General features: G+C 38.5%; 23 protein-coding genes, 1 rRNA gene, 1 pseudogene and 2 riboswitches. All 25 genes and pseudogenes read right to left on the reverse strand.

Annotated elements, in window-relative coordinates; all coding sequences use genetic code 11:
• Positions 1–97 (reverse strand): 16S ribosomal RNA (locus KUV80_RS18120); the annotation flags it as partial.
• A 304-nt stretch (positions 98–401) separates the two neighbouring features.
• Positions 402–1835, reverse strand: coding sequence for a nicotinate phosphoribosyltransferase (locus KUV80_RS18125; protein ID WP_222464126.1), 1434 nt, complete (start codon positions 1833–1835; stop codon positions 402–404).
• 169 nt (positions 1836–2004) lie between these two features.
• Positions 2005–3678 carry a transglutaminase domain-containing protein gene (locus tag KUV80_RS18130; RefSeq protein WP_222464127.1) on the reverse strand — a complete coding sequence of 558 codons (1674 nt, stop codon included), beginning with the start codon at positions 3676–3678 and terminating at the stop codon, positions 2005–2007.
• Between the two features lie 66 nt (positions 3679–3744).
• Positions 3745–4644, reverse strand: a pseudogene (locus tag KUV80_RS18135) (vWA domain-containing protein); the annotation flags it as partial.
• 171 nt (positions 4645–4815) lie between these two features.
• Positions 4816–5046 carry a hypothetical protein gene (locus KUV80_RS18140; protein WP_222464129.1) on the reverse strand — a complete coding sequence of 77 codons (231 nt, stop codon included), beginning with the start codon at positions 5044–5046 and terminating at the stop codon, positions 4816–4818.
• A gap of 167 nt (positions 5047–5213) precedes the next feature.
• Positions 5214–5417, reverse strand: coding sequence for a hypothetical protein (locus tag KUV80_RS18145; protein ID WP_222464130.1), 204 nt, complete (start codon positions 5415–5417; stop codon positions 5214–5216).
• 14 nt (positions 5418–5431) lie between these two features.
• A complete protein-coding gene (locus KUV80_RS18150; protein ID WP_222464131.1) occupies positions 5432–6142 on the reverse strand; it encodes a Tad domain-containing protein in 711 nt (236 codons plus the stop codon).
• A complete protein-coding gene (locus KUV80_RS18155) occupies positions 6139–6543 on the reverse strand; it encodes a TadE/TadG family type IV pilus assembly protein (protein ID WP_222464132.1) in 405 nt (134 codons plus the stop codon). The genes KUV80_RS18150 and KUV80_RS18155 overlap by 4 nt, the downstream gene beginning before the upstream one ends.
• Positions 6544–6574: 31 nt before the next feature.
• On the reverse strand, positions 6575–7285 hold the full coding sequence (locus KUV80_RS18160; protein ID WP_222464133.1) for a hypothetical protein: 711 nt from the start codon (positions 7283–7285) through the stop codon (positions 6575–6577).
• Positions 7286–7343: 58 nt separating this feature from the next.
• Positions 7344–8162 (reverse strand): hypothetical protein, encoded by an 819-nt coding sequence (locus tag KUV80_RS18165; protein ID WP_222464134.1) that lies wholly within the window; start codon positions 8160–8162, stop codon positions 7344–7346.
• Positions 8163–8173: 11 nt separating this feature from the next.
• Positions 8174–9376: a hypothetical protein gene (locus KUV80_RS18805; RefSeq protein WP_222464135.1), complete on the reverse strand. Its 1203-nt coding sequence runs from the start codon at positions 9374–9376 to the stop codon at positions 8174–8176.
• A gap of 26 nt (positions 9377–9402) precedes the next feature.
• Positions 9403–10800: a vWA domain-containing protein gene (locus KUV80_RS18175; protein ID WP_222464136.1), complete on the reverse strand. Its 1398-nt coding sequence runs from the start codon at positions 10798–10800 to the stop codon at positions 9403–9405.
• Between the two features lie 89 nt (positions 10801–10889).
• Complete coding sequence (locus KUV80_RS18180; RefSeq protein ID WP_222464137.1) at positions 10890–11078, reverse strand: hypothetical protein; 189 nt, start codon at positions 11076–11078, stop codon at positions 10890–10892.
• Positions 11079–11175: 97 nt separating this feature from the next.
• Positions 11176–12108 (reverse strand): type II secretion system F family protein, encoded by a 933-nt coding sequence (locus tag KUV80_RS18185; protein ID WP_222464138.1) that lies wholly within the window; start codon positions 12106–12108, stop codon positions 11176–11178.
• Positions 12109–12112: 4 nt separating this feature from the next.
• Entirely contained in the window at positions 12113–13039 is a 927-nt protein-coding gene (locus tag KUV80_RS18190) for a type II secretion system F family protein (protein ID WP_222464139.1), read from the reverse strand.
• Positions 13017–14390: a CpaF family protein gene (locus KUV80_RS18195; RefSeq protein WP_222464140.1), complete on the reverse strand. Its 1374-nt coding sequence runs from the start codon at positions 14388–14390 to the stop codon at positions 13017–13019. Before KUV80_RS18195 ends, KUV80_RS18190 begins: the two co-directional genes overlap by 23 nt.
• 16 nt (positions 14391–14406) lie before the next feature.
• On the reverse strand, positions 14407–15555 hold the full coding sequence (locus tag KUV80_RS18200) for an AAA family ATPase (RefSeq protein WP_222464141.1): 1149 nt from the start codon (positions 15553–15555) through the stop codon (positions 14407–14409).
• A 49-nt stretch (positions 15556–15604) separates the two neighbouring features.
• Positions 15605–16366, reverse strand: coding sequence for a Flp pilus assembly protein CpaB (gene cpaB / locus KUV80_RS18205; RefSeq protein WP_222464142.1), 762 nt, complete (start codon positions 16364–16366; stop codon positions 15605–15607).
• A gap of 412 nt (positions 16367–16778) precedes the next feature.
• Positions 16779–17318, reverse strand: coding sequence for a hypothetical protein (locus KUV80_RS18210; protein ID WP_222464143.1), 540 nt, complete (start codon positions 17316–17318; stop codon positions 16779–16781).
• 209 nt (positions 17319–17527) lie between these two features.
• Entirely contained in the window at positions 17528–18274 is a 747-nt protein-coding gene (locus KUV80_RS18215) for a prepilin peptidase (RefSeq protein ID WP_222464144.1), read from the reverse strand.
• 160 nt (positions 18275–18434) lie between these two features.
• Positions 18435–19733: an NCS2 family permease gene (locus KUV80_RS18220; protein WP_222464145.1), complete on the reverse strand. Its 1299-nt coding sequence runs from the start codon at positions 19731–19733 to the stop codon at positions 18435–18437.
• Between the two features lie 124 nt (positions 19734–19857).
• Positions 19858–19959: riboswitch (purine riboswitch) on the reverse strand.
• A gap of 99 nt (positions 19960–20058) precedes the next feature.
• The gene (guaA, locus tag KUV80_RS18225; RefSeq protein WP_222464146.1) at positions 20059–21615 is read right to left on the reverse strand and encodes a glutamine-hydrolyzing GMP synthase; all 1557 of its coding nucleotides are present in this window, start codon (positions 21613–21615) and stop codon (positions 20059–20061) included.
• A 122-nt stretch (positions 21616–21737) separates the two neighbouring features.
• Positions 21738–21839: riboswitch (purine riboswitch) on the reverse strand.
• Between the two features lie 39 nt (positions 21840–21878).
• On the reverse strand, positions 21879–24074 hold the full coding sequence (locus KUV80_RS18230) for a DUF4129 domain-containing transglutaminase family protein (protein ID WP_222464147.1): 2196 nt from the start codon (positions 24072–24074) through the stop codon (positions 21879–21881).
• A complete protein-coding gene (locus KUV80_RS18235; RefSeq protein ID WP_222464148.1) occupies positions 24061–25332 on the reverse strand; it encodes a DUF58 domain-containing protein in 1272 nt (423 codons plus the stop codon). Before KUV80_RS18235 ends, KUV80_RS18230 begins: the two co-directional genes overlap by 14 nt.
• Complete coding sequence (locus tag KUV80_RS18240) at positions 25332–26306, reverse strand: AAA family ATPase (RefSeq protein ID WP_222464149.1); 975 nt, start codon at positions 26304–26306, stop codon at positions 25332–25334. Before KUV80_RS18240 ends, KUV80_RS18235 begins: the two co-directional genes overlap by 1 nt.
• Between the last annotated feature and the right edge of the window lie 192 nt (positions 26307–26498).

Below are 26498 nucleotides of genomic sequence, written 5' to 3' on the forward strand. Positions count from 1 at the left end.
TAAATCAGAGGAGCAAGCTCCTCATCATTCGCTCGACTTGCATGTATTAGGCACGCCGCCAGCGTTCATCCTGAGCCAGGATCAAACTCTCCATAAAAGTGTTTGACTTGCTCTTGTTTAATACTGACGGAATTAAATTTAATTCCTTACCTATTTCTTTTGTTCAGTTTTCAAAGAACTTTATCGCGTTACATTCTTAAAGCAGCGACAAAAACTATCTTACCACATATCGTGTATGTGATGCAACAACTTTTTTGAAAAAGTTTTGTTTAATTTTGTCGAATGTATGTAAGAAAAGCAACAACGTTTATTACTATATCAGCGTTTATGAGGACCGTCAACGGTTTTTTAACGTTTTTATTAAAAAACCTCTTTTCGCTATGGAAAAGAGGCTGTGAAGTCTATAAAGAGTACTTTTCTAAAAGGGCGTTCTTCGTCTTCCACACTTCTTCAGAAAGGTCTACAAAGTATTCTTGAGGATTAAGCCGCCTCAAGTGCTGCGGCCAGAACAACTGAAGCTGCTCCTTATGATAATGACGGATTTCTTCAAGTTTTGGGAGCTCATAAACAAGCTTACCTTCTATATATATAGGTTGTAGCAGCTCTTCTGCAGTAAAGGAAGATACAACCTTATTTTTATAGGTGTGAACCGGATCAAAAAGCTTGATGTCTTTTTCAGGAATGATTTCATCTTCCATGGCGATATAATCTGCTTCAGCCTTCCCTTTTGAATTAATGATTCTAAAGACCTTCTTGTATCCAGGTGTGGTTATCTTTTCTACATTAGAAGAAATTTTAATCGTAGGTACATACTGTCCATTTTCATATTTCGCTACAATCTTATATACGCCGCCAAGTGCGGGCTGATCTGCAGCTGTTATGAGCTGTGTCCCTACTCCCCAAGATGTGATTTGGGCACCCTGGGATTTCAGGTCTGTAATAACATCATCATCTAAATCGTTACTTGCTACAATTATGGTGTCTCGAAGGCCTGCTTCATCCAGCATTTTACGAGCTTGGATTGAGAAGTACGCTAAATCGCCACTGTCTAACCTGATGCCTTTTAGTGACTTTCCTTCTTCCTTCATCTTCAAACCTACTTTTATGGCATTAGGGACTCCACTTTTTAGCGTATTATAGGTATCAACTAAAAGAATGCTTTGATCAGGCAATGCTTTTGCGAAGCGTTCAAATGCCATCTCTTCAGATTCATGATCTTGAACCCATGCATGTGCGTGCGTTCCTTTTGTTGGAATGCCAAAGAGCTTTCCTGCACGCATGTTGGAAGTAGCATCGAACCCTGCAATGTAAGCGGCACGTGCGCCCCATATCGCTGCATCCGCTTCTTGAGCACGCCGTGTACCGAATTCCATCAACTGATCATCTTGCGCAACATGTCGGATACGTGCCGCCTTTGTAGCGATTAGCGTCTGATAGTTCATGAAGTTGAGGAGAGCAGTCTCCAGCAAATGAGCTTCGAACACACGACACTTAATTCGAATAAGTGGTTCGTTTGGAAAGACAACCGTCCCTTCTTTTACGGAAAAAAGCTCCCCCGTAAATTGATAGTTCTTCAATTCCTTTAAGAAGTCTTCATCATATTGTTCTTCTTGTGTTCTTAAATAATTTATATCATCATCATTAAACCGCAAGTGGTTTACGTAATGGATAATACGTTCAAGACCCGCGAATACAGCATATCCGCTTTTAAAAGGGTTCTTACGGAAAAATGCTTCAAACACTCTAATATTGTTATGCGTTCCGTTTTTCCAATGGGCGTACATCATATTTATCTGATATTTGTCTGTATGGAGTGCTAAATCTTCATAGCTCATCTCGGAATCCCGCCTTTCTCTTGTACATTTTTCTCTTATTGTTCCATTGTTAAACATTTTAAAAAGACCCGGCTATTGAAAGAGCCGGGCAAACGATTATTTCACAATGGATATTTTCTTTTCTATCCTTTTTGAGTCGCTTTCTTCTTTACGCGATCACAAATACCCATTAAAACTCCACTTCTTGCTTCTTATGTGTTTTTTGAAACTCTGCTGGTTTTGGATCGAAGTATTCCATCGTGAATTTAGGTACGAACTTGTTGTTCTGAAGATATCCTGAACCCCACGTCGGATCCATCGTCAACCATCGTCCATCCACCTTCGTCTCCACCCATGCATGGTTTTGGCCTGCGTATCCTGTCACCATTTGAGTTTCCATTCCGCTTGCTCGCAGTAATGCGATGGCTAAATAAGCAAAGTCCTGGCAGACGCCTTTTTTCTCATCCAATGTTTTCAATGCACTATCATCAAATTCGAATGTGCGATTGTTCAATTTATCCACGTCATAACTCACGTTTTTTGCTACATATTCGTATACTGCTAGCGCTTTTTCTTTTTCTGTTTTCTTATTCTTTGTCAGTTCATCGGCTAACTTTTTAATCGCTGGTGCATCCGACTGAATCCCTCTTGAAGGTAGTGTAAATCGTTGATCCTGTGCATTTGTGTTCTCTACTGTAAAACCTGCTACTCCAACAAAATGCTGCACATACCCGTTTGTTAATGTGAAATCTGGAGCCATTAATGAGACTTCGTACTTACCAGGACCAAAACGAAGGAAGAAGTCTCCTTCAAATTCATTGTTTTTTACCGGAATGGCGTACATGGCCTTCTGGTTATCTTTTTCGGTTTGCACAAATACGACATCTGTTTTGTTGGCATCTTTTCCGCTAGAATCAATACTTCCTTTTATACTGTAGGTTAAGTCTGTCTTTTCACCGCTGACTTCAGGAGTCTCCAGATGAAACCCCTTTTCTTTGTACTCGGATGAATACCTTATAGGTTCAAAGGACTCACTTGAAAGATTTGTAACATACAGATGTGCTGCTTCAGAGTAAAAGTCAGTCATGCCGTCTTTCGGTGTCATGATCTGAACATCATGGATGCCTTTTCCATAATAAAGAGGTATTTTCTTGCTGAACTTTCCGTTCTCCACAGGAATCATGATTTTTGTAGATTCGCTCTCTTTTTTCAGTTCCACCATGAGCTGTTCTACACGGGTATCTTCCACTTCCCCTTCGAGTTCAAAAGATCCATCACTTTCCATATACCCATTTATGGAATTTTTTAACACCAGTCCGTGCTCAAGCGCATTCTTTGTTAATGCGACGTCACGCTTCACTTCAGGATTTACGTTTTCAACATCAAACTCTGCGATATCATAGAAATAATCTTCTGCTGTATCACTAGGCACACTGACTTTTACAGAATAGTTGCCCTTCCCGTTAAACAGCTGTACTGTTTGCTCAAACTTTCCTGCTTTAATCGGTGTATAGTAGCTAAATTCACGGCCACCTGGACCATCTTCTTCACTTCTCACTTTGATCCATACGTAGTCAGACTTGAAGCCGCTATACTTTTTCGTCTTCCCTTTAACTAAAACGCTAGAGTTTGCCGTAAACTCTTTATGTTTCGGGCTTGATAATGAAGCTTCAACCTCTTTTGCATATGGAAGCAACTCAAGCTTCTCTAACTTTTCATCTTTATTGGCATCTTCAGCAAGAGCGGTGTATTTGTCCTTTTTTTCTTCTTTCTCTGGTTGATTAGAAGCATTCTGATCGGCGCTGCAGGCGGTCAAAGCAAGAACAAAAAGTAAAAGAACCATACTCATAAGTTTAGTTTTCATTTTCTTAATCTCCTCTGAACGTATTCAAAAAGAAAGAGATGGGGTTTCCATCTCTAGTTGTACGTACTAATTTTGTGATGCTTCATTAATCAGTTTAAAGACTCTATCTTTCTCTTCATCTGTTTGTTTTTTCAGTTCTGCATATTTCTCTTCGTTGTAATTTTTAATCTTTTCTTCTCGTTCATTTACTTTAGCTCTCGCTTTCTCTGCTTCTTCTAAAGTAATCATTTTCTCTTGTTCCATGACACCTATTATATTATTAAGAGCCATTGCTTCTGTGGAGACAACATCGGATACTCTGAATTTCAGTTCGTTCAGTACCTCAAGCTTATCTACATAAGCATAGTTCACTTGTGTACCTGAGTTTGCTGCCCACTGATCTTTCCTTATACCTTCCCATGCTTGTTCCATCAATGTTTTGAAGATGTTGTTAAGCTCGCTCGCATTACGAACGGTTTTGTACTCACCGCCGCCAGCTTCTGCAGTCGCCTTCAGTTGCTGCTGCCCTTTGTCATCCACATCAAAACCAATGATATTCACTTGGGCTTTTAATGAAGAATTGTACAGCGCACGTGCCGCTTCAACAGGATTTCCATCACACGTTTCAACCCCATCACTGATTATGTATACAATCGTCTCGGTCTCAGGATTCGCCTGCCCAGCTAAATCTTTTTCAACCTGTTGGATAGATCCGGCAATCGGTGTCCATCCTGCTGGCTTAAATGTATTGAGAGATTCAGAGAATCCAGCTTGATCATATTCAGATAATGGATACACCACTTCATGACTCTCGCATGAAACTTTTTTATCACTGTCCTTGCTCGTTCCTTTGTGTCCATACACTCTTAGCATGACACGATCTTCTTTATTCGCTTTTGAAGCAAAATTAGAGATGGCTTGTTTAGCCAAATCCATCTTAACGCCGCCATCTACTTTTCCATTCATACTTCCGCTTGAATCTAGAAGGAGTACTAAATTTCTCGGTTTAGCATCACTGCCAGGCGCACCTTCAACATCATTAAAACCAGGATTGTATTCATCATAAAGCTTAAAGACTTTCTGATGTTCAGCAGCACCAAGATAAACAGCTAGATTGTATGCATCTTCGCCTTTTAGCTTTTTAGGAAATTTCTCTAGCTATTCCTTTATCTCTTCGTCCTCTTTTTCCAGTGCAAAGCCTGGTCCTTCATTGATCATATCTTCCACATTAGTTGCAGCTTCTGGTATTTTTTCTTTTTTCTCTTCTGCCTTCTTCTCCTGTTTTTCTTTTGTAGAAGCCGATTCAGAATCAGAACAAGCAGAAAGCACAGCGATTAGGCATAGAAGGATTATTTTTAAAGCAAGTTTGCTTTTAAGCATCGTTTTCATGGTTGATCTCCTTATATGGTTATTAATCTAGCAGTTTTTTCATAAGTGCTAACGCAATAAAAATCATTGAAAATAAGAACTAATAAGAGTTTCAGGAAATATTCTACAAGGCTGTTAAAGTAATTTTATAGAATAAAAAAGAGAGATTTAGAATACTCCCCTTTCTTTCAATAAGTTTGTTCTTTTTCTCTAATTCTTTGAATATGATTACTTTTCATTAATGGTAAACCTACTGCAACAGGCAGGAGTGTATAAGGGAATTTTTCTTCACCCATAAAAAATAGCAACAAAGATAAAGGTATGATGAATCCATAAAAGAAGACATACATAACTTTATAAAACACTCTCCAGCGTTTTTCTTTCTTAGACATGAATAGCACCTCATTTAAAATTCAATCGAATAATCAGACCAACCGCTTATCTCTTTGATAAACCTAATTTCCGGACCTTTAGCTTTTTGTTTAAGTTTTCTCTTATCCTCAGGAATAAGTTCATCATATTTTAATGCTTCATAACGAGCAGAAGTTTCAACTTTAACTTGATATTCATCTAAATATTCAATAATGGTTCCTTCTAGAATTCCATCATTGTTAATAACAACATTAGCTACTGCAGACCTTATTCTTTGATTAGTAGACTCACTAGTTAAGTTGTCTAACAAGATTCTATTAAGTAATTCTTTCTGTACTCCTAAACCTAACCCCAGGTCTAGACCTGGTCCACTACCATTTTTTAATTCATTGCTAATGACTTCATTAATAGCCTCAACCTTAGCTTCATTTTCAGAAAGAAAAGGATTGAACGTTAATCGTTCTTCTTTCTTTTCTTCAATTTTTTCTTGTAATGTTTTATCAATCGCTTCGTCTACTTTTCCAGGTAAAGAATTATCGTATTCTTCAACAGATTCCATCGCGACTTCATATATAACTGATGTAGCTGCATAACTGGCTTGTTCTGATGCTGTAGAGGCTTTCTCTTTAATTGCAAATACTTTAGAAAAACTCAACACCACCAGAAACATGATTATGGTTACTCCCAATAACCCCATGACTAGCAAACTGATATTTCCCTTTTCGTTCTTAGATTTATTTATCATTTTATCACCCTGCTGCTTACCTCAGCATCTAAAGGAATTTTAGGTGTGTTTCCTTTAAATAATTTTTTTAAGAATGAGAGTTCAAAATCAACTCCCACATTTGCTGAAAATTGTTTATCGGATGAAGAACTTATAGAAGTTCTTGATGCATTAAAAAGAATGCTATCACCTGCAACTGAAACAACCTCTTGTGCTGCCTTAGTAGCCTCAGCTGTATTCTCTGTCATCGCATAGACCTTAGCGGCTTCATTTGCTGCTGACTGTGTAACGATGAACGCATAAGCTCCAGCAAAAAACTGCCATAGTGCAACCATTAATAGCAAAACTAGTGGTACCATTCCTAAAAATTCAATGGCAGCTGAACCCTTTTCACTTTTTAACTTTTTAGGAATACGATACATCACAATTCACTCCATTTATTTATTTTCTCTATTAGTTTTCAGCAAATTTATTAAATGTTCTAGCAGGTACTACACCTTGCTCGAGGTTTTTAGCATAGAGTGTAATCATACAAACAATCAACGGGAGTAAAAGCATATTCAACAAAAGTTGGCTAAATAAAATAGCAAAGTAGTTAGCTGTAATTAGGGCCACTCCATAAAGAGAAATAATACTAATTATAAATTCACCCATACTTGTTAATAGAATGATCGTAAACAATGATAAGAAATTTTTCTTTCCGTATGTGAAGGCCAATTTAAACGTTTTCCATGCTGATTCTTGACGTAGAACCGTCAGATAAGGAGTTAGAAAAAAGAAAACGAGAAGTAACACACCCGGAATAATGAATAATGCAAGTCCCATGATTGTCAAAAAGGAATAAATTAGACCAAATACATAAATAGAAAAACCATATTTAAATAAAGCAACATAGGCTTTTTTAAGTTTATTCTCTTCACCTTCAATATCGGAGTTTACATATTGAATAAAGGGTAATTGAATGACAACAACTAACATGATGATAAGAAACGCATTAACAAAGTCCCCAATATAGGTAGAGGCAAAATCTACTGTAATGGCATAAATGTAATTCACATAAATGGTGTGCATAAATAACACAGGTAAAACTATAGATAAAGAAAGAAGTAATAGGGGACCTATGTTTTGTACATAAATTTTGAATCCTTCTTTGACGTAATTCATATGAACCTCCTTTTCTGTTATTTACACTGGCAAGAGATCCTAATCCCTTGCCAGCTTTTTAATTTCTTAACATAGATAGCGCATCTTTTTGGAACTGATTCTCGCTTCTTTGATTGGTACTTTCTATAAACTTTTTTTCCCATTCCGGTTGGTCGTAATAACTTACTTGAGCACCTTGCTCGTTGCTCTCAAACTGCTTTAAATTTTCATGAACTTCAGTAATATATTTTTCGCTGGTAAGATAACCAAAAACATCAATGGCTTTTTCTATGATTTTAGGATCGCTCTCATTACCATCTATTTCTCTTAATTCTTGTGTTATTACCATGAAATCTTCTTTAGATTTAAGTTGCAAATGTAAATTTTTGTATTGGGTCAATGTAAACTCATCCATCAGAGAAGCTACTCTTTCTACTGATTTCTCATCAAGTTGACCAGCTGCTACTACTTCTTCATATATTTTTAGTGCCTGATCGTGAAGGTCCTTATATTTCTTATAGCCTTGTTCTAATTCCGTAATCTTGGCAGTAACATTTTCCACGTTATCGGAATTACTGCGAATATTCGGCCTCACTTGCTCAAGTAAGTCAATCGTATCCTTAAATACAGCTGTTGGCTTATTCATTTCCAATTGCCCTTGATTTACGATTCCAGACAAAAAAGAATTGAACGTAATAAATAATCGATAAGGAGCAATCGCTTCCTCCCTACCACACTCTTTTCCATCAGAATGTAAGACTAAATATCCTTTTGGTTTCCCAAGTTTATTGTAAACCGATACCTTATAGGCTTTATCATGCGAAATAACATCATATTTTGCTGTATCTATTGTTTCTAAAAAACGTTTATGTTTTTTAAAATTTGCTTCAATTGACATATTTCATCTCCTTAGCCAAAGAGTGAACCTAATCCTTTAGCGATACTCTTTACTCCATCACCAATAGCTTTAACACCGCTCTTAGCAAATTCATAGGTTTTCTGAGCAGCTTTGGCAATTGTTTTACTATGCTTCACAACCATTGCTCCGCCGTAAAGAACGGCTCCACCAGCGATAATGAACGGAGCTGCGGCTTGCACCCCGGGAATTGCCGCAGCAACAACACCGGCATTCATCAATGTACTTCCTAAGTTTCCAATACCATCGACTGTGTCACCTTTTTGGAAAGATTTAAACGTATCAATTCCTCCCATAATGGTTCCCGCTGCTGCTACACCTACGTTTAATTTTGAGACAATTCCTAGTACGGGAGCTGCCGCTTGAGTGGCAGGCGGAGTAAACATACCCGTTCCACCAGTAAGGTTTTTAACGATTTGAGTTTTAGTAATTGCAGCCCAGCTATCTTTCATTGCTTGAGCAGCAGGACTCACATTTTTAGCAATATCTCGGCCATCATAGGCCATATCAAATGGTGTTTCTAAGAACGTTCCTTTGGATAGATTCTTCGCAAACAATAAGGCTGTATCTAAACCAAGATACTTTAAATTTTTTATACTCATGTCTTCTGCTAGTTCACCACGAGAAAGTTTCCATTCCATTGTGTTTTGGTCTTCCAACATTTTACTAGCAAATGCAAACTGATCGGTGAAGATCTGACCTGCCCACTTTATTCCATCCCACGGATCTTTTGAATTACCACTCTCTTTCCCAGCCGGCTGATCACCTGAATCTGAATCTTGAGAATTAGGGTCAGGATTCGATGGATCACTTGGGTCAGGATTATTCGAATCTCCTGGTCCCTCTGGATTATTAGGGTTATTCGGATCAACAGTACTAGGATTACTAGGGTTATTTGGATCTACTGTGCCTGGATTATTTGGATTGTTAGGATTTGCAGGATCATTAGGATTTGTATTGTTAGGCTCTTTATTAAAAGAGTCTTTATTAAATGAGTCCTTCTCAAAAGAATCCTTTTCAAAGGTATTCCCTTCCCACGTGTTTCCTTCCCATGGATTACCCTCAAATTCCTTTCCTTCCCACGGATTTCCCTCCCAAGGGTTGATGGACGCCAATGCTACAACAGGAGTAAACTGAATCACTAATAGCGTAAAAACAGCAAAACCGGCTAGAAAGGGTTTTAATCTTGTTTTCACCTCATGATCTCCTCTCTAAAACACTCTTATTTAACTTGATATTTTTCATCTATTTCTTTTTTCATTGTTTCAAAAGATTTGTCATTCATAGAGTTTAAATAGTCTTCCACTTCTTTTCCAGACTCTTCTAAAAACAACTCAAATTCATCTTCTTTTGCTTCTAGTGCTTCTCTTTGTTCTTTGGAGATACGATCGCTGTTGTATAGTTTTGTGATAGATCCACCAATATTGTTGGTTAATTTGATTTGTTTGCTGTACCATTCATTCGTGAAGCCAAGTGCTTCAAAACTTCTTTCAACTTTTAGGGCATCAGCTTTTCTCATTGAATTTGCTTTCCACTCTTCCCATCTCTTCGCAATTTCTTCTACACGTTTAAATTCTTCTGTTAGTTGTTTTTGGTCGCTGATATCTGTGTAGATTCCATTTGCAGCTTTTGCTACATCTTTTAATTGCTTTTGACCGTCAGCATCTACATTAAATCCAATGACATTAAGAATAGGAGAGATATTGGAGTCCACTAATTTTTTTGCAGCTGCTACAGGATCACCGTCACATGTTTCAATACCATCACTAACTAAAAACACGATATTATTGCTTTTATCAGCAGGGTATTTAGCAAGATCCTTTTGAGCTGTTTCTAAAGCTAATGTAATAGGCGTCCATCCCTTTGGCTGAACTGAGTCTAAGGCCTGTTTAAACGTAGACGAATCATAGGGTGAAACTTGATAGATCAACTCTGAGCTGTTACATGAAAGCTGCTTGTCTGCATCAGAGCCCGTACCTTTATGACCGTATACTCTTAAACCGACTTTTGCATTATCAGGCAGCGCCCCGACAAAATTATCAATGGCGTCTTTCGCCAAATCCATTTGAGTTTTTCCATCAACTTTTTTAGCCATACTTCCACTAGCATCCAGTACGATCTCGACATTATAATTTTCTTTGAATTGATATCGTGGATCTTCCATATCAGGTGAGCCTAGAGAATATAATTTCCATTTATCTACCAGGGTTGATGGATTGGTGAAGCCGCTCCAATACATAGCCACAACATTATTAAAATACAATTCAATTGTTTCTTCATCTGCATCTTCAGGTAGTTTTGGCATTGTTTTAAACAGCTGTTCTTCTGCTTCTTTTGAACCAAAAACAGATGTTCCAGCTAGACTCCCATTCGGGTATGTAAAGATCTCGTTTGTTGAGGTTGGGAGAGGTTTTACTTCCTGATTCATCTTAATATCTTCTTGATTAGCAGATGTATTTTGTTTGTCTTCTTTATTTTGACTATCTTTTTTATTAGTTTCGTTGCTTTGATTATTAGTTTTTTCCGAATAGGCATTACTTTTTGTATCGTCATTGGAGCATCCAAATAAAACAGATAAGGCTAATGCAAAAGTAAATGATAGTTTTATAATATTACTCAACGCTCTCACTCCTCTGAATTGTATGTATGCTTATAACCTGCAGAAAAATCTGCAGGTTATATAGCATTGAGTAAACTTTTTACTAGGAATTATCCGATATCTTTAACCATTTCAACTAACTTTGTTTTAATAGCCTCACCAAAAGCAGTATCTCCACCAAATACTTGCGAGATCATTCCTACGATAATTACAATAACAGCTGCAATTCCTAACCATTCAAGTGATTGTGATCCCTTTTCGTTGAATAATTGATTAATCAATTTAACATATAAATTCATTTTTGTTTCCTCCTAAGAATGTAGTTTTAAAAATTATTAAAATAGAACGAACTGCTTTGTAAACAAAATCTTGTTGTCCTCTCACCTCCGTTTAAACTTAAAGAAAGTTAAATAGACTATCATCACCAAAAAACATGTTTAATATCATCAAACCAGCAATCATAATAATTGCGGTTGGTGCAACAATGAAAGTTGTAATCAACGTAACTTTAGGTGAAGCTTTAGCAGCTTTTTCTTTTGCCAATTCTCGCCTGATAACTCTCATATCTAAAGCCTGTGCCTTAAAAGTTGTAGCTATAGGCACCCCTAGCTTTTGACCTTGTATTAAAGATTTAATGAGCGTTTGGAATTCAGGATTATCGTTCCGATGAAGAAGTTCACGATATGCGTCTTCTCTTGGGACCCCAAGGCTAATTTCTTGGTTGAACCTAGAAAATTCCTCATTAATTGGTCCTTGAAAATACTTAACGACTTCGTTAAGAGTCTTATCAAGACCTATACCTGCTTCTAAACTTACACTCACTGTATCTAAAAAGTCTGGCAAATCGTAACGTAGTTCTTCTTGTCTTCTCTTCGCTTTGTTTTTTAGCCACATGATTGCGCTAAAATATCCTGCTAGAGGGAGAACAATTACACCAAGCTGTGAAAAAGGTAAGCCTAATAACATTGCAATCAGTCCAGCACCAAATCCTACTATGGTAAAAAACATCTTTGTCCCTTGGAACCTTTCTACGGTTAAATCATAAGGATATGCTGCTTTTCTTAGCCAATCTTCTACATCATGAGGTTCACAAAAGAAGTTGATTCGTTGGCCAAGAGAAGAGAAATCATCAGCATACTTTAAAACTCTTTTTATTAATTTTGTACTAGCTGTTTCTCTTTTTCTCACGTTAAATTGATAGGTGTCTGTTACTTCCCTCACGTGAGAGATCAAGGCTTGTTTCTTTTTTTTGTAAACATACAAATTATATAAACCAATCATTAATAAAAACCATAGTAAGAAAACAGAAATAATGATTATGGCATCCATCTGATTACACCCTTATATTGGTTACTTTTTTAACAAGATAGAAGGTTAAAATTGTTCCGATCATAAAGAGAACTAGTAAAATAATTCCTGGTAAGGTAGACAATGGTGCCAAGAAATCATCCATAATAGTATTCATGATTAAAATGAGAAATATGGGTATCATTGGCAAAATATATGAAATATACCTTTGTTCTGCTGTCATGGTTTGAATAGTTTGGTTTAATATTTTTCGATCTTCAAGGGTGTGTGCCATTCCATCTAAGATAGAATGTAGGTTACCACCAGCTCTTTTTTGAATAAGAAGTGTTGCAATAAATAATTTGAAATCACGCGACGGAATTCTCTTCTGAAAATTCACCATAGCTTTATCAAAATCAACACCGAGTCTAATTTCATTAGCAAGTCTTTTAAACTCTCCTCCTGCAGGATTGGCTACTTCTCTAGACACCAGCTCTACGCCTTGTGTTATAGTCATACCCGCTCTTGCAGCATTTCCAAGCAGACGGCAAACTTCAGCTAATTGTGAATCAAAACGTTGTTGATACTTATTTTTACGAATGGCGAACAATGAAAAGTAAGCAACAATGACTAACGCAATGGCAATTAGAAGATTAATTGGCATGTGTATATTAAACATCGTGCTTGAAAGAACGGTTACGGCCATTCCGCCAACGATAAGCATCGAGTAAAATTCAGAAGGCGTTAATGGAACATTGGCTTGCTGAAGTTTTTCATACATTTTGACCGCATATGGAGATTGATCAAATCGATCTCCTAGAACCACTAAATAACTTTTTCTTTTATTTGTCGTTCCATACCAGGATTGTGTTTTTCTTTTCCATTCTTTTTTTTGAGCTCTATAACCTAAGTAGCTATAAATTCCAAAGATAAGAAACAGTATGGCTAAACTAAATAGTGCGGCTATACTCATGGAGCTGACCTCCTACTGGCTTAAACATTTCTTTATCAATATCCAGTCCAAAAATCTTTAACCTTTCAAGACATTTAGGAACGATTCCAGTAGGGGTAAAATACCCTTTGACTTCACCAGAGCTTCCCATGCCTGTTTTTTTATACTTAAAGATTTCTTGAATCTGCACTTTACCTTCTGAATCAGTCACCACTTCAGAAATGGAAACAATTTTTCTTTTACCATCTGTTAACCTTTCACCTTGAACGATATAATCAATGGCCCCCACGATATATTCTCGGATGACGCTAGTCGGCAAGTCCATACCAGACATGATGACCATCCCCTCAACACGTCCTAAAGCATCTCGAGGTGAGTTAGCATGGACTGTAGTCAATGAACCTTCGTGACCAGTATTCATGGCCTGTAGCATATCAAACGCTTCAGGTCCACGAACCTCACCGACAATGATACGGTCAGGGCGCATTCTTAGTGAGTTTTTAACTAATTGCCTTATTGTAATCTCACCTGAACCTTCGACATTTGCTGGTCTAGCTTCCATTCCTACTACGTTCGGTCGGTTAAGTCTTAATTCAGCTGAATCTTCTATTGTAATGACACGTTCATTAAATGGAATGGAACGAGCAACCCCGTTTAAGAGAGTTGTCTTACCACTACCTGTTCCTCCAGAAATAATAATGTTCATCTTTGCTGTAACGATTGCTTGCAAAAATGTACTCATCTCTTCGTTTAATGATTCAAGCTTGATTAACTCATCCATCGTTAAAGGATCTTTTCTAAATTTACGAATGGAAACTAAAGTTCCTTTTAAACTAACAGGTGGTATTACCGCATTTACACGGCTACCATCATGTAATCGGGCATCGACCATAGGAGAGCTTTCATCAATTCTTCGCCCTAAAGGAGCAACAACCCGATCGATAATATGACGCACATGGGCTTCATCCCTAAATTTCATATTCGTAAGCTCGAGTCTACCTTTTTTTTCGATATAGACTTCATCATGTCCATTAATAAGAATCTCTGTAATGTCAGCGTCATTTAGCAAGGCTTCAAGAGGGCCGAATCCTACAGATTCATCGATAAGCTTCGTTAATAACTTCTCTTTATCGCTTCTTGGAATAACAACTTTTTCTTCTTGCATAAATTGTGTAACCACTCGTTCAATGGCGAGTCTCATTTCAACTCTAGACAAGTTTGTGATTTGATCTAAATTTGACTCATTCAATAACCGGGTTTTGTAGTGTTCCACAAGTTCGTCAATAAAAGGGTTATTATAAGAAGAAAAACTTTGTTCTTGATTAGAACTGTCGTTTCGTGGCTCTGTAATTTTTCTATTGAAGAGCGACATATACTTTTTCTCCTCTCTACTTCAAGGTCGAAGCAACCCATTTTTTTATTCCTTTAGCCGCAACTGAAATTTTCTTTTCATTCGGCTCTTTTCTTAATGGAGTGCTATTATTTATTGCCGTTTGTATGCCCTTTAGGTCCCGATTAATTTCTGCAACGACTGGTTTGGATAAAAGGCTTTTAAAATCTTTTATCGTAAGTTCATTCTCTTTACCAACTTGATTAAAAACAAAGAATAAACGGTTTTCTGTATTAATACTTAGACGCCCAAAAAGTTCTTCCGTATTTTTGTAAACCCTTAAAGATGGTGTGTCTAGGTTCATTACATAATAGATCAAGTCTGATTCTTCAAGTGCCGTGACATTCACTTCATTCATGTAAGCCGGCAGATCCACAATCACATAGTCATAAGCTCTTCTACATGTTCGTAAAAGCTTCGATATAAATTCTGTGTCTACCACTTCAGCAGATTCTGCATCACAAGGACTTAACAAAACTTCTAATGAAGAATATTTTTCTTTTTGTGTAACATTTTTTATATGGCCCTCGTTCAACTCTTCAATAACTGGTTTTAAATCTACGATAGATCTGCTCTCATCCAACCCTAAAAAGGCTTCTGCCCCTCCATATTGAAGATTTAAATCAATGAATAACACTTGCGCAGTAGAATCTAGTTTTAACGTTTGGGCAAAGGAAGTGGAGAGAAGAGTTCTCCCGCTGCCACCTTTTCCACTATAAAAAGAAATAATCGTACCTTTTCCTTTTTTAAAGCTATGTGCATTGCCTTCTTGTTTTTTATTTTGTTCAATTACTTTGCACACCTTATCCAAAGAATCATGCATAAGCGTTTGCTCCTCTGGAAGGACAAAGAAATCAACTGCACCTACTCTGATAACTTCTCTTAATAATTCGAAGTCAGGTACATCTGACACAAATATTATTTGAACAGAAGGGTTGATAGAGTGGATGCTCTGAACCATTTCAACGCTTTGTTCGAGTGAAAGCTTAGCTACAATCGCTATATCGGGTGAGAGACGATCAATTTCTTTAGCCATTTGAAACGGCAAAACATATTCTACTTTTTCGTATTCATGTAATGAATTACTAATATTTTCTTTTAATAGTGTATCTTCACTAATGACCACAATTTTTTGACGCGTATTCATTTATAGGAACCTCCAGATCGTGTTACTTATCAGATGTAGATGTATTGGTTTATTCTTTTTTTGGTGCTGGTGCCTGAACTGGTTTTGCCGCTGGCTTAGGTTCAGCAGGTGGTGTCTTCTCTGGAGCTTTTGATGCTGGTGCAGGCGCAGGTGTCTCAGTCTTTGGTACTACCGGTTTTCCTTGTTTATCTGCCGTTTCAGATTTACCCACGTTTGCTTTCAATATTCGAACACTATCTGCGTAATTTTGCATATGAATAAGCTTTGCAGCGTCTTCTACAGATACTTCTAGTCTAACTCCTTTAAATTTCCCATCCTTCTTTGCTACCATAGAAACAAGAACATCACTCATGAATAATTCAGTTTTGGGTTTTTCTTCAAATTTGTGTGAAACAATAATATCCACACGATCGGAAATTTCTAATTCTTGATCAAAACTTACCTTTTCAGAAGGTACTATTGTAACCAGTCTGTTATTTTGATCTCTTACGCTTGAAGCTTCTTTTAACATACTTGTTGTTATGATGTCATCTTGAGAAAGCGGTACAATTGATACCATATTTGCTAACTTGCTTTTATCAACAATATGTTTATCCGTTATATATTTATTAGGCAATTCTATTGTCTTAACTTGACTTGGTTTAATCAGTTCTCGAGATGGAATATCCGTTTTAGCTACATATACAGGGGTTGTATCACCTAGTTGATTATTAAGAGCTTTAACTTTCTGAAGAAACATAACTCCAGCAAGTATGGCTAGTAAAACGGATAAGGTAATAAATATAATGGCTTTTCTCTTAGACTCAAGCATGCGTATGTGTGACCTCTCTCTCCAAATTGCTATTTCGATAAAATTTTAAGTTCATTCTGGGTATATGCCAATTTTCTAAGCCAAAACTATCACAGATTTCCCAAGAGCGTCAATGCATCTAAATCCTTGTCTTATAAAGGTTTACATGACTTATCCACAACCTTCTTACTACCTCCCTTCCATCTCAGACCTTTTCTGCGATCATCTAATAATTATCCTAGGAATATATTCATACCTAAAATACATAAATACCCATTAATGCTAAAATTTAAATTCCACTAAAATTACTATTTAAAACCTAGAATGCCATACACAAAGGGTTTTGGTACTTTCGGACCAATCCGTACTTACTAGGAAAAACGATTTAAATATCAAAAACCACCTAAACGTTTGTTTAGATGGTTTATCTGATTCATTTTTTCAGTTCTCCTAACCATTTCCAGGAATATCCGGAGTGCCATGTATCATAATTCACATTTTTAATTTCTTTTTTCTCTCCAGGCTTTATAGTCACTTTTTCAGTGACATGTGTAAAAACCTTTTTGTCTTTCTTATTCCAAATCGTAATTTCAACGTTCCCTGTATAAGTATATAATTTGTTGAAATTACCTATATAGATATTATAAGAAGTAGACCACTTTAGTTTCTGAGGAATAACGACCACCTCTAAGTTGTCATAAGATTCGTTTTTATGATCTCCTCGGTCTTCATATCTTTCTTGTAGTGTTTCGAAAGCTCCCTCTTTCATGTTTTCATCCATTAAATCCACAACTTTTATTATTCCATTTACAAAAAGTAAACATATTGTGATACAACCGATTGCCCAATAAACACCTGTCTTCATTCTATTTAATTTTTTGTAATAGTTGAATGATGTAATCGCCAGAATAAGGCCAAACGCAAATGCACCTATATTGAACCAGAACACACCCGTTAGATGATAAATACCCATTTTCCCCTCTTCCTTCTGTATAGATAATAATACGTTTATGTGATATTAATACCTCTATCTAATTCCAAGAGTATTCAACAAAAAAACTCGACTTTTATCTTCTCTCCTGGTTTGATCATCATTTGCAGATATAATCTCTATTACACCTGGACTACTTAAATATTTCATTTACATCCTTACGAATAAATACAATTGAAGTTTCTAAATAATCAAAAAATCAACCCTAACAACTCCACACTATAATAAAACGTCACTAATGCTCCGATCGCTAGGTATGGTCCAAACGGAATCGCTGTTTTCCGATTATATTTCTTCGCCAGCAATCCCACAATTGCGACTAATACTCCAACAACAGATGCTATCATCAATGTAAGATATGCCCCCTGAAACCCTAGCACCAGCCCCAGCACACCCATCAGTTTAATGTCCCCGCCGCCAATTCCGCCTTTTGATAAAATCGCAAGTAGCAACAAAAAGCAAAATCCAAGCAAACCTCCCGCCACTGCATCCAGCCAGCTTCTATATTCAAACACGATTTGCAATATCAAAAACCAAACCAAAAACACGATCAATACTTTATCTGAAATGATGAAATACAATATATCTGATACAAAAATAATGGCGCATAACAAAATGAGCGAGCACGCTAAAAGCAGCTCCACTGAAAATCCATATTTTATGTAGGAAAACGCGTATAGAGCACCTGTTAACAACTCCACAACTGTATAGATGAAAGGAATCCGCTTCTTACACATCACGCACTTGCCACCAGCAGCAAAAAAAGAAACAATCGGAAACAGTTCAAACCATTTCAGCTGCCTCTTGCAATGGTCACACTGTGAGCGTTCTACGCCAATGACCTTCATTCCCTTTGGAAGACGATAACCAACCACTCCGCCAAATGATGCCAGTACCGCTCCTACTATAAAAAACCAAACGCTCCACATCGTTTCCATTTTCCCACTTCTCCTTAACGGTCAATCTGCACACTATTATAATGAAGAAACTATAATTTAGCACCTTTCTTCTTTAAAGTTATCGGCTATTTTTCCGTTCGTTTTCCTGAAATACAAAAAAGGAATGCCCACTTTCGGACATTCCTGCTATTGATTCTCTCTATTCTATTAAGAATACGAAATAACTTATGAAGATGATAAACAATACCCACATAATCGGGTGAATTTCTTTTGCTCGGCCTTTTACAGTCATCGTTAAAGGATACATCACGAACCCTAATGCAATTCCTGTTGCGATGCTGTATGTGAGTGGCATTGCAATCAGTGTTAAGAATGCTGGAACTGCGATTTCTAAACGATCCCACTTAATTTTGCTTAATACTGAAACCATCAAGACACCAACGATAATTAAAGCAGGCGCTGTTACAGAAGGTGTTACAACAACTAATAAAGGGGAGAAGAATAACGCCAATAAGAAAAATGCTCCTGTTACGACTGATGTGAATCCAGTACGCCCACCTGCTGCTACACCTGAAGCTGACTCGATGTAAGCTGTTGTAGAAGAAGTTCCTAGAACCGCTCCAACTGCAATCGCTGATGAATCGGCAAGCAATGCTTTACCTGCACGAGGCAGTTTATTGTTTTTCATAATTCCAGCTTGAGATGAAACGGCCATAAGCGTTCCAGCTGTATCGAAGAAATCAACGATAAAGAATGTGAGGACGACAATCATCATTTCTACTGTAAAAATTTGATCGAAGTGGCTGAACGCTTGTCCGAATGTTGGTGCAAGGCTTGGGATAGCCCCGACAATTTTATCCGGCTTATCAATTAAGCCAACAAAGATACCGACAACCGCTGTAATGACCATTCCGTAGAAGATTCCGCCCCGGATATTTCGGATCATCATCAGAATAGTAATGATGAAACCAAAGATCGCAAGCAATGTTGGTCCTTGCGTTAAATCGCCAAGAGAGACGAGTGTTGCTTTATTTTCAGCGATAATTCCTGCATTTTTTAAACCGATAAAAGCGATAAACAGTCCAATACCAGATGCTGCTGCAAATTTTAAATCTTGCGGAATTGCATTAATGATTGTTTCGCGAATCTTGAATAATGTAATAAAAATAAAGATAATTCCAGACATCAATACTCCTGCAAGTGCAGTCTGCCAAGGAATACCCATCACCAGAACAACGGAGTATGCAAAAAATGCATTGAGTCCCATACCCGGTGCAAGGGCAATCGGATATTTTGCAACGATTCCCATGAACAATGTTCCAAGAGCTGCTGCAAGTGCCGTTGCTGTGAATACGGCGCCTTTATCCATACCAGCGTCACCAAGAACCATCGGGTTAACAAACAAGATATAAGCCATCGCAAGAAACGTTGTTAAACCTGCTGTTGCTTCTTTTTTGTAACTCGTATTAAAATCCTTAAAGCCAAAATAACGTTCCATCTCTCTTTTCCCCCTATACGCGCCTACGCATGAAACAAACAAAAAGACCCAAGGGACTTGCCCCTGGGTCTGAATACGAAAAGGTTAAAGAAACCGTACATATGCCACAAAAATAGCGCATGCTACTATTTCAATAATCCTCCGTAGTCAGACCATTTACGGCAGTCTGGTAGAAACTTTCGGGCCATATCCCCGATATTATACGTAGGAATTTCATTAAATTTATTAATATCTTGAGTATAGGTCGAATTTTGTCGTTCGTCAACCTTTTTTACGAATGATTTTATGTTATTTCACTATAATCGTTCGGTTTTTAACTTTTACCCTACTCCCACTCAATGGTTGCCGGCGGCTTAGAAGTAATATCATAAACAACACGATTAATATGATTCACTTCGTTTACGATACGAGTAGAGATTTTCTCTAATACATCAAACGGAATACGAGCCCAGTCGGATGTCATGCCGTCAATGGACGTAACTGCACGGATTCCAATCGTGTAATCATACGTACGAGCATCACCCATTACCCCTACACTTCGGATATCAGGCAACACCGTGAAATACTGCCAAACGTCACGATCTAATCCGGCATTCAAAATTTCTTCGCGAAGGATCGCGTCTGATTCACGAACGATTTCGAGCTTTTCTTCTGTAATCGCACCTAATACTCGGATACCAAGACCAGGTCCAGGGAACGGCTGACGCCAAACGATATGTTCTGGAATGCCAAGCTCTGTACCTACTTTACGGACTTCATCTTTAAATAAAGTGTTAAGCGGCTCGATTAACGTAAACTGCATATCTTCAGGTAGTCCGCCCACGTTGTGGTGAGACTTTATCGTTTGAGCGGTTGCTGTTCCACTTTCTACGATATCTGTATAAAGTGTTCCTTGTGCAAGATACTCAATTCCTTGAAGGTTAGAAGCTTCTTCATCAAATACATAAATAAATTCATTACCGATGATCTTACGTTTTTTCTCAGGATCAGACACACCCTCAAGCTTGCTTAGGAAACGGTCCTTGGCATCAACTTTAATGATGTTAATGTTAAATCCTTCGCTAAACGTTTTCATCACTTGATCTGCTTCATCTTTACGAAGTAGGCCATGGTCTACAAAGATACATGTGAGCTGATCACCAATCGCTTTATGAACAAGAACAGCTACAACGGAAGAATCCACTCCGCCGGACATCGCACAGATGACTTTTTTGTCTCCAACAACGTCACGGATTTTCTGTATTTCATCCTCGATCCAGTTTTCCATCGTCCAGTTGCCTTCACATTCACAAACGGACTTCACGAAGTTATCCAGAAACTCGATGCCGTACTCAGAGTGACGCACTTCCGGGTGGAATTGAACTCCATAAAGCTGGCGCGACACATCACTCATTGCAGCTACGGGGCAGGAGATGCTTGTTGCATCTGTAACGAAACCTTCTGGAGGTGCAACAACGAGGTCACTATGACTCATCCAAACCACTTGTTCTTCTGGCAGGTTATCATAAAGTTTGTTTGTGTTGGTTACTTTAATTGATGCTTTCCCGTATTCACGATGGCTTGCACGTTCCACTTTTCCGCCAAAGTGATGACTCATCAGCTGCATACCATAACAGATACCAAGAACAGGGATGCCTAGATCGAATATGGCTTCATCACATGCTGGTGACCCTTCTGCATATACAGAGTTTGGTCCGCCAGAGAAAATGATTCCTTTTGGATTCATCTTTTTTATATCTTCCGCCGTTGTTGTGTGCGGATGCAGCTCACTATATACTCCTAAGTCACGGATACGACGTGCAATCAACTGATTGTATTGTCCACCGAAATCTAACACAACGATCATTTCGCTCATTACATGCAAATCATTCGTTACGCTCATGTACTCACCCCATCTATTAATGTCAGCTATAGTATCCGTCAGCTTGTCTTACTTTATAAAACAAAAAGAATTCTACCCTTGTTTTCCACAAAAAAACAAAGGCAGAATTCCTTAAATGTAGCTATAAAGAACCCTGCCTTCATAGTCAGGTCATTTTCGGCGACCCGGTAGAGACTCTCGAACCTTATTATCGAGGATATACGAAGGAGAATATTTCTGACGCTATAATCTTAAAGACATTCTAACAATGCCTGTTATAGCGGTCAAGAGCGGATTCTTTTAATTAAATTTTCCCACAATTCACGATGGAAATCGTTCCATAGATCACTTTTCTTTTTCGGGCTGAATTGAACGCCCTCATACACTTTTGCTAATATCTTCATATCTTTGGAATCGAGCGCACGATCCACATATAACGCATATTCTCTTAGTGTTAAAGCGGGCTGTCTTCTAATGCCATATACGTTTAACAGCCAGAGCAGCCTTTCAAAAGCTTCTTCAAAGGTTTCAGATCCTTGCTTGCGTTTATAACGCCAGATCGTGTATTGACGCAGCCACTTTTTTCGGAATATAAACGCTAAAAGTGCAGCTGCAGCAAGGAAAATAAAGAGTCCCCCAATCGTATATCCTGCAAGTTTCAGTGCAGAGAAGCCGATTTTATTTTCTGAAGAGGATGATCCTTCTTCAAGATTTTTTTCTTGCTTGTCAGGCTGTTCAGGAACTGCATCTACTGAAGTGGAGTCTTCTTTATCTTCTTCTGGCTGAAAAGGATTGTCGAATCCGCGTGTCGGCTCAAACGGCACCCAACCGATTCCTGAAAAATAAACTTCCACCCAGGAGTGGGCGTTCGCATTTGTAACGGTATGTTCACGAAGACCATCTTCACCTGTCCGTTCAAATGTTCCTGGTGTAAATCCTTTTACCCAGCGTGCGGGAATTCCAATTGACCTGAGCATTACCACCATGGAGGTTGAAAAATTATCACAATAGCCTTTTTTCGTATCAAAAAGAAACTGGTCCACATAATCTTCGTCGCCTTTTGGTACGGCTACTTCGATCGTGTTGTACCCGTATGCATTTTTTGCAAAGTACCCTTCAATTGTTTTTACTTTATCGTAGATGGTCGGTTGACTGGCGGTTTCTTTTTGAGCGAGATCTTTCACACGCTCTGGCAAGGTTTCAGGCAACTGCAGATACGTATCCGTGATATATTGCGGGTACTGATTCGTTGAAGCTTTCAGCTGTTCTTCCTTTAAGACCGGCAGCTGATAATCCATCTCGTAAGCAAAGAGTTTCTCTTCTCTTCCCCCTTGGAAAGCAGAGATCTTTCCACTCACACCATCCAACTGGAAGCTTGTTTCTGGATCACCCTTAATGTTTGTAAGCTTTCCAGGAATCATGAGGAAAGAGTACTCTTTTCCATTCTTTGCTTCGATTCGAGCTTGATGGTTCTCCATCTGAAGACCGTCTTCCCAAACACGTGTATAATTCGTAGTTGCATCAGGAAACTGTGGTTCAACAGCTACAGCCTGAGTCGGTATTTTGTTCTCCCACCCTTTGCCGGAATAGAACTCTTTCGTTTCAATCCTCCAATAGTGTCTTCCACTGTCATAGGATGTAAAGATGGGTGTATAGTCGAATTGAAAAGGACCACCCAACTGGCTGTCGTTCTCACCGTATCCGATCTTCGCGATACCACCCGTACCCTCTCCAAGTGCTTCTCCATCACCCTTACCAGACATATTTTGAATGAAAGGCACAGGATCAGGCCAAATAGGAGAGGCTTTAGGTGCGACATATCCTAATACAGAGGATAGTGCGATTACCCCGGATAACGGTGCGACCCATAATACCGGGAACCTCCCTTTTAACAAAGAAAATCCTTCTTGTTCGATGATCTTCATCATTCGTAAAATTCCGATCAGCAATAGACCGATAAACACAGTTCTTATGATGGCGAACTTCGCATCATAAACAGTAAACGTATCAAGAATGGATATATAAATGATGGTGATCAAGAAAAACAAGAAGATGCGCCTCGTCTGGATCAGCCAATAATGCATCAGATAGCTAACGAGCCATAATAGAACAAAGAACAATAAAGATCGGCTTAAAGACGTCATGTCATCCCAATTGCGATCCATAATAAGGTTCACGTTATACGTAATATCCTCTTTAAGAAAGGGAACCCACTTAAAGGATAGGAACACCTCGTAAAAATAAAGAGAATGCAGCGCATAAAGCAGTGCACCAAGCTTTACTGGAAACGAAATCCAGAATGGAAGCTGAAAATAAGTCACAATGAACAAAAACAAGGTGTACATCACAAAGATTTGAATGTCATCCGTTGTTGTTATGTCTTTCAGCGGTCTTAACCATTCCCATAATAAAAGGAATCCAAGACCGTAAAGGATTAGGGTGTGCAACGTTGAAGCTTGCTGCTGGTTAGATTGAGGCATACATGCCACCTGCCTTCAATGATTCATTAAAGTCAGAACCGATGATCGGTGTTACCGGAACACCAAACTGCCTGATTCGATTAATATAGTTAAGCTCCTGGCTCTTGAGCTTCGTATCCAATGCGAGATAGAAGAAGATCACATTCGTTTGCTGACGGGAAGCCAAAAGCTCGAGCGTCTTCATCGTATATTCCGTTAAATTAGGTGAAACAATGAGCGCCGTTTTCCCTTCCATATGACCTACCATGTATTCCTGCTTAAGCCGCTCTTCAAAAAAGTCGGACACGTCCGCTTTTACTTTTGCAAGTTCATGAAAGATACGCCACTCTTGTTCAATGCCGATGTTCATCGGTATTTCTTTTCCTTTAAAAGGATGGTAGCCAATGGATCCCCCTTTTAATATCGAGAAGTGAACAAGTGATGCTGCAAGGGAAACGCCGCGTTCAAACAGCCAATCATTCGTTTCATAGCTTTTTTCACAATGGTCCAGAACGATTACAAAATCGTCATTCCTCTGCTGTTCAAACACTTTCGTCAAGAGCTTGTTCGATCGAGCACTTGCTTTCCAGTGCAGCCAGTTCATTCTGTCTCCTGCCACATAATCCCGAACGCTAACCGTAGACGTGTAATCGGTAAAGGAACGCTTTCCTACTTTTTTCATACCAGTCTGAAGCATTTTCCCGGTTTCCCACCGTTCAATCTCTTGATATTGCGGATAAACAAAAATCTGATCGTGAACGGATACACTCGTACTCTTTAAGACGAAACCAAAAATATCACCGGTCTTCACCCTGATCTGATCAAACTTAAACAAACCGCGCGGTGCAGGATTGATCGTATACGTATACTCGAGTTTTTTTCGAAACAGCGGAAACATCAGGATGCGGGATTGAATTTGATGAGTGTTCCCGTCATAGCGGGTTTCCCGAAGCAATGCTTCTGGCAGCACGTCTTCCAATACAACGTAAAACAACGGAAAATGACTGCGGCGCGTAACGAGGATCGTAATCTCCACTTCTTCTCCAGCCATTAATTTATCCTTTGAGATAAAACGTTCGATCTTAAGCCGGTGAATCGGATAGAAAGCCATCGCTAACGAGTAAAGAACAATCGGAAGAACACTGTAGAATAAAAACCAGCTTACGAATCCGCCTTGAAACATGGCAAAAGAAAACGTAACAACTAATAAAAAAATGATCCCTGAAAACCCTATTGGTGTTTTAAAACGCTCCCAAAATTTCTTGAGCAATGCCTTCATCACGCATGTTGTTCCTTATGAATAGGCGCAGGAACACGAGCCAGAAGATCTTTAATCACTTCTTGAGCGGTTACACCTTCGAAACGGGCTTCGGGTTTTAATAGCACACGATGCACAAGTACAAACGGGGCTAAATATTTTATATCATCAGGGATTACAAAATCACGGTTCATTAATAACGCATAAGCTTGTGCTGCTTTTAATAAAGCCAGCGAGCCGCGGGGACTTACTCCTAAAGCAATGGACTTATGGTTTCGCGTGCGGTTGACGAGATCCACAATGTATCGTTTTACAGAATCCGTAACAAAGATCTGCTTTACAGCCGTTTTCAGTTCAGCAATTTCTTCTCCTGAAATCGCAGGTCTTAACTGATGGATCGGGTGTTCACTTCCAATTACGTTTAACACGTTAAACTCTTCTTCTGGCGTCGGGTAACCCATCGTCAGTTTCATTAAGAAACGGTCAAGCTGAGCTTCAGGAAGCGGATATGTCCCCTCATATTCAATCGGATTTTGCGTGGCCATAACTAAAAACGGATCAGGTAAAATGTGTGTTTGGCCATCAACGGTCATGCTCATCTCTTCCATCGATTCCAGTAATGCCGACTGTGTCTTTGGAGAGGTACGGTTGATCTCATCGGCTAAAATGACGTTCCCCACCAAAGGACCCGGTCTAAATTCAAAAAGCATGTCTTTCTGGTTATATATCGAAACTCCCGTCATATCAGACGGCAATAAATCAGGTGTAAACTGTATACGGTTAAAGGTTAGACCAAGAGATTTCGCGATAGATCGGACCATCATCGTTTTCCCTACTCCAGGTACATCCTCAAGCAGTACATGCCCTCCCGCTAATAAAGAAACAAGCGTTAATTCTGTTACCTGTTTTTTACCTACCATTACTTTTTCAACATTGGCGATAACCTCTCTAAGCTGCGGGTGATATTCATATGACCTTTCATTTCTAGCATTCATGATAGACTCCCCTCTAACATTTCTGTCTCTATATTCTATAATTTTATTTCTTCCTATTAATTTCGCATCGGAGAATCTATAATCCTTGTTTTTTTACAAAAAAAGAGAAAATTCGGTATATTTTGATGAAAACAAGTACGGAAGAGGTTAAATTGGTAGGAACAAAGGGAGGAAAGGGATTGAGAGTTTGTG

The organism is Fictibacillus nanhaiensis, assembly GCF_019801215.1.
Classification (GTDB): Bacteria; Bacillota; Bacilli; order Bacillales; family Fictibacillaceae; genus Fictibacillus; species Fictibacillus nanhaiensis_C.

What these genes read in the sequence shown, in the direction of transcription:
- KUV80_RS18230 (WP_222464147.1), bottom strand. Translation starts at nt 24,074, where the DNA reads ATGCCTCAATCTAACCAGCAGCAAGCTTCAACGTTGCACACCCTAATC.
- KUV80_RS18215 (WP_222464144.1), bottom strand. Translation starts at nt 18,274, where the DNA reads ATGGAAACGATGTGGAGCGTTTGGTTTTTTATAGTAGGAGCGGTACTG.
- KUV80_RS18190 (WP_222464139.1), bottom strand. Translation starts at nt 13,039, where the DNA reads ATGAGTATAGCCGCACTATTTAGTTTAGCCATACTGTTTCTTATCTTT.
- KUV80_RS18145 (WP_222464130.1), bottom strand. Translation starts at nt 5,417, where the DNA reads ATGTCTAAGAAAGAAAAACGCTGGAGAGTGTTTTATAAAGTTATGTAT.
- KUV80_RS18185 (WP_222464138.1), bottom strand. Translation starts at nt 12,108, where the DNA reads ATGGATGCCATAATCATTATTTCTGTTTTCTTACTATGGTTTTTATTA.
- cpaB (WP_222464142.1), bottom strand. Translation starts at nt 16,366, where the DNA reads ATGCTTGAGTCTAAGAGAAAAGCCATTATATTTATTACCTTATCCGTT.
- KUV80_RS18155 (WP_222464132.1), bottom strand. Translation starts at nt 6,543, where the DNA reads ATGTATCGTATTCCTAAAAAGTTAAAAAGTGAAAAGGGTTCAGCTGCC.
- KUV80_RS18210 (WP_222464143.1), bottom strand. Translation starts at nt 17,318, where the DNA reads ATGGGTATTTATCATCTAACGGGTGTGTTCTGGTTCAATATAGGTGCA.
- guaA (WP_222464146.1), bottom strand. Translation starts at nt 21,615, where the DNA reads ATGAGCGTAACGAATGATTTGCATGTAATGAGCGAAATGATCGTTGTG.
- KUV80_RS18200 (WP_222464141.1), bottom strand. Translation starts at nt 15,555, where the DNA reads ATGAATACGCGTCAAAAAATTGTGGTCATTAGTGAAGATACACTATTA.
- KUV80_RS18130 (WP_222464127.1), bottom strand. Translation starts at nt 3,678, where the DNA reads ATGAAAACTAAACTTATGAGTATGGTTCTTTTACTTTTTGTTCTTGCT.
- KUV80_RS18220 (WP_222464145.1), bottom strand. Translation starts at nt 19,733, where the DNA reads ATGGAACGTTATTTTGGCTTTAAGGATTTTAATACGAGTTACAAAAAA.
- KUV80_RS18125 (WP_222464126.1), bottom strand. Translation starts at nt 1,835, where the DNA reads ATGAGCTATGAAGATTTAGCACTCCATACAGACAAATATCAGATAAAT.
- KUV80_RS18195 (WP_222464140.1), bottom strand. Translation starts at nt 14,390, where the DNA reads ATGTCGCTCTTCAATAGAAAAATTACAGAGCCACGAAACGACAGTTCT.
- KUV80_RS18160 (WP_222464133.1), bottom strand. Translation starts at nt 7,285, where the DNA reads ATGAATTACGTCAAAGAAGGATTCAAAATTTATGTACAAAACATAGGT.
- KUV80_RS18235 (WP_222464148.1), bottom strand. Translation starts at nt 25,332, where the DNA reads ATGAAGGCATTGCTCAAGAAATTTTGGGAGCGTTTTAAAACACCAATA.
- KUV80_RS18240 (WP_222464149.1), bottom strand. Translation starts at nt 26,306, where the DNA reads ATGAATGCTAGAAATGAAAGGTCATATGAATATCACCCGCAGCTTAGA.
- KUV80_RS18140 (WP_222464129.1), bottom strand. Translation starts at nt 5,046, where the DNA reads ATGAAAACGATGCTTAAAAGCAAACTTGCTTTAAAAATAATCCTTCTA.
- KUV80_RS18165 (WP_222464134.1), bottom strand. Translation starts at nt 8,162, where the DNA reads ATGTCAATTGAAGCAAATTTTAAAAAACATAAACGTTTTTTAGAAACA.
- KUV80_RS18180 (WP_222464137.1), bottom strand. Translation starts at nt 11,078, where the DNA reads ATGAATTTATATGTTAAATTGATTAATCAATTATTCAACGAAAAGGGA.
- KUV80_RS18150 (WP_222464131.1), bottom strand. Translation starts at nt 6,142, where the DNA reads ATGATAAATAAATCTAAGAACGAAAAGGGAAATATCAGTTTGCTAGTC.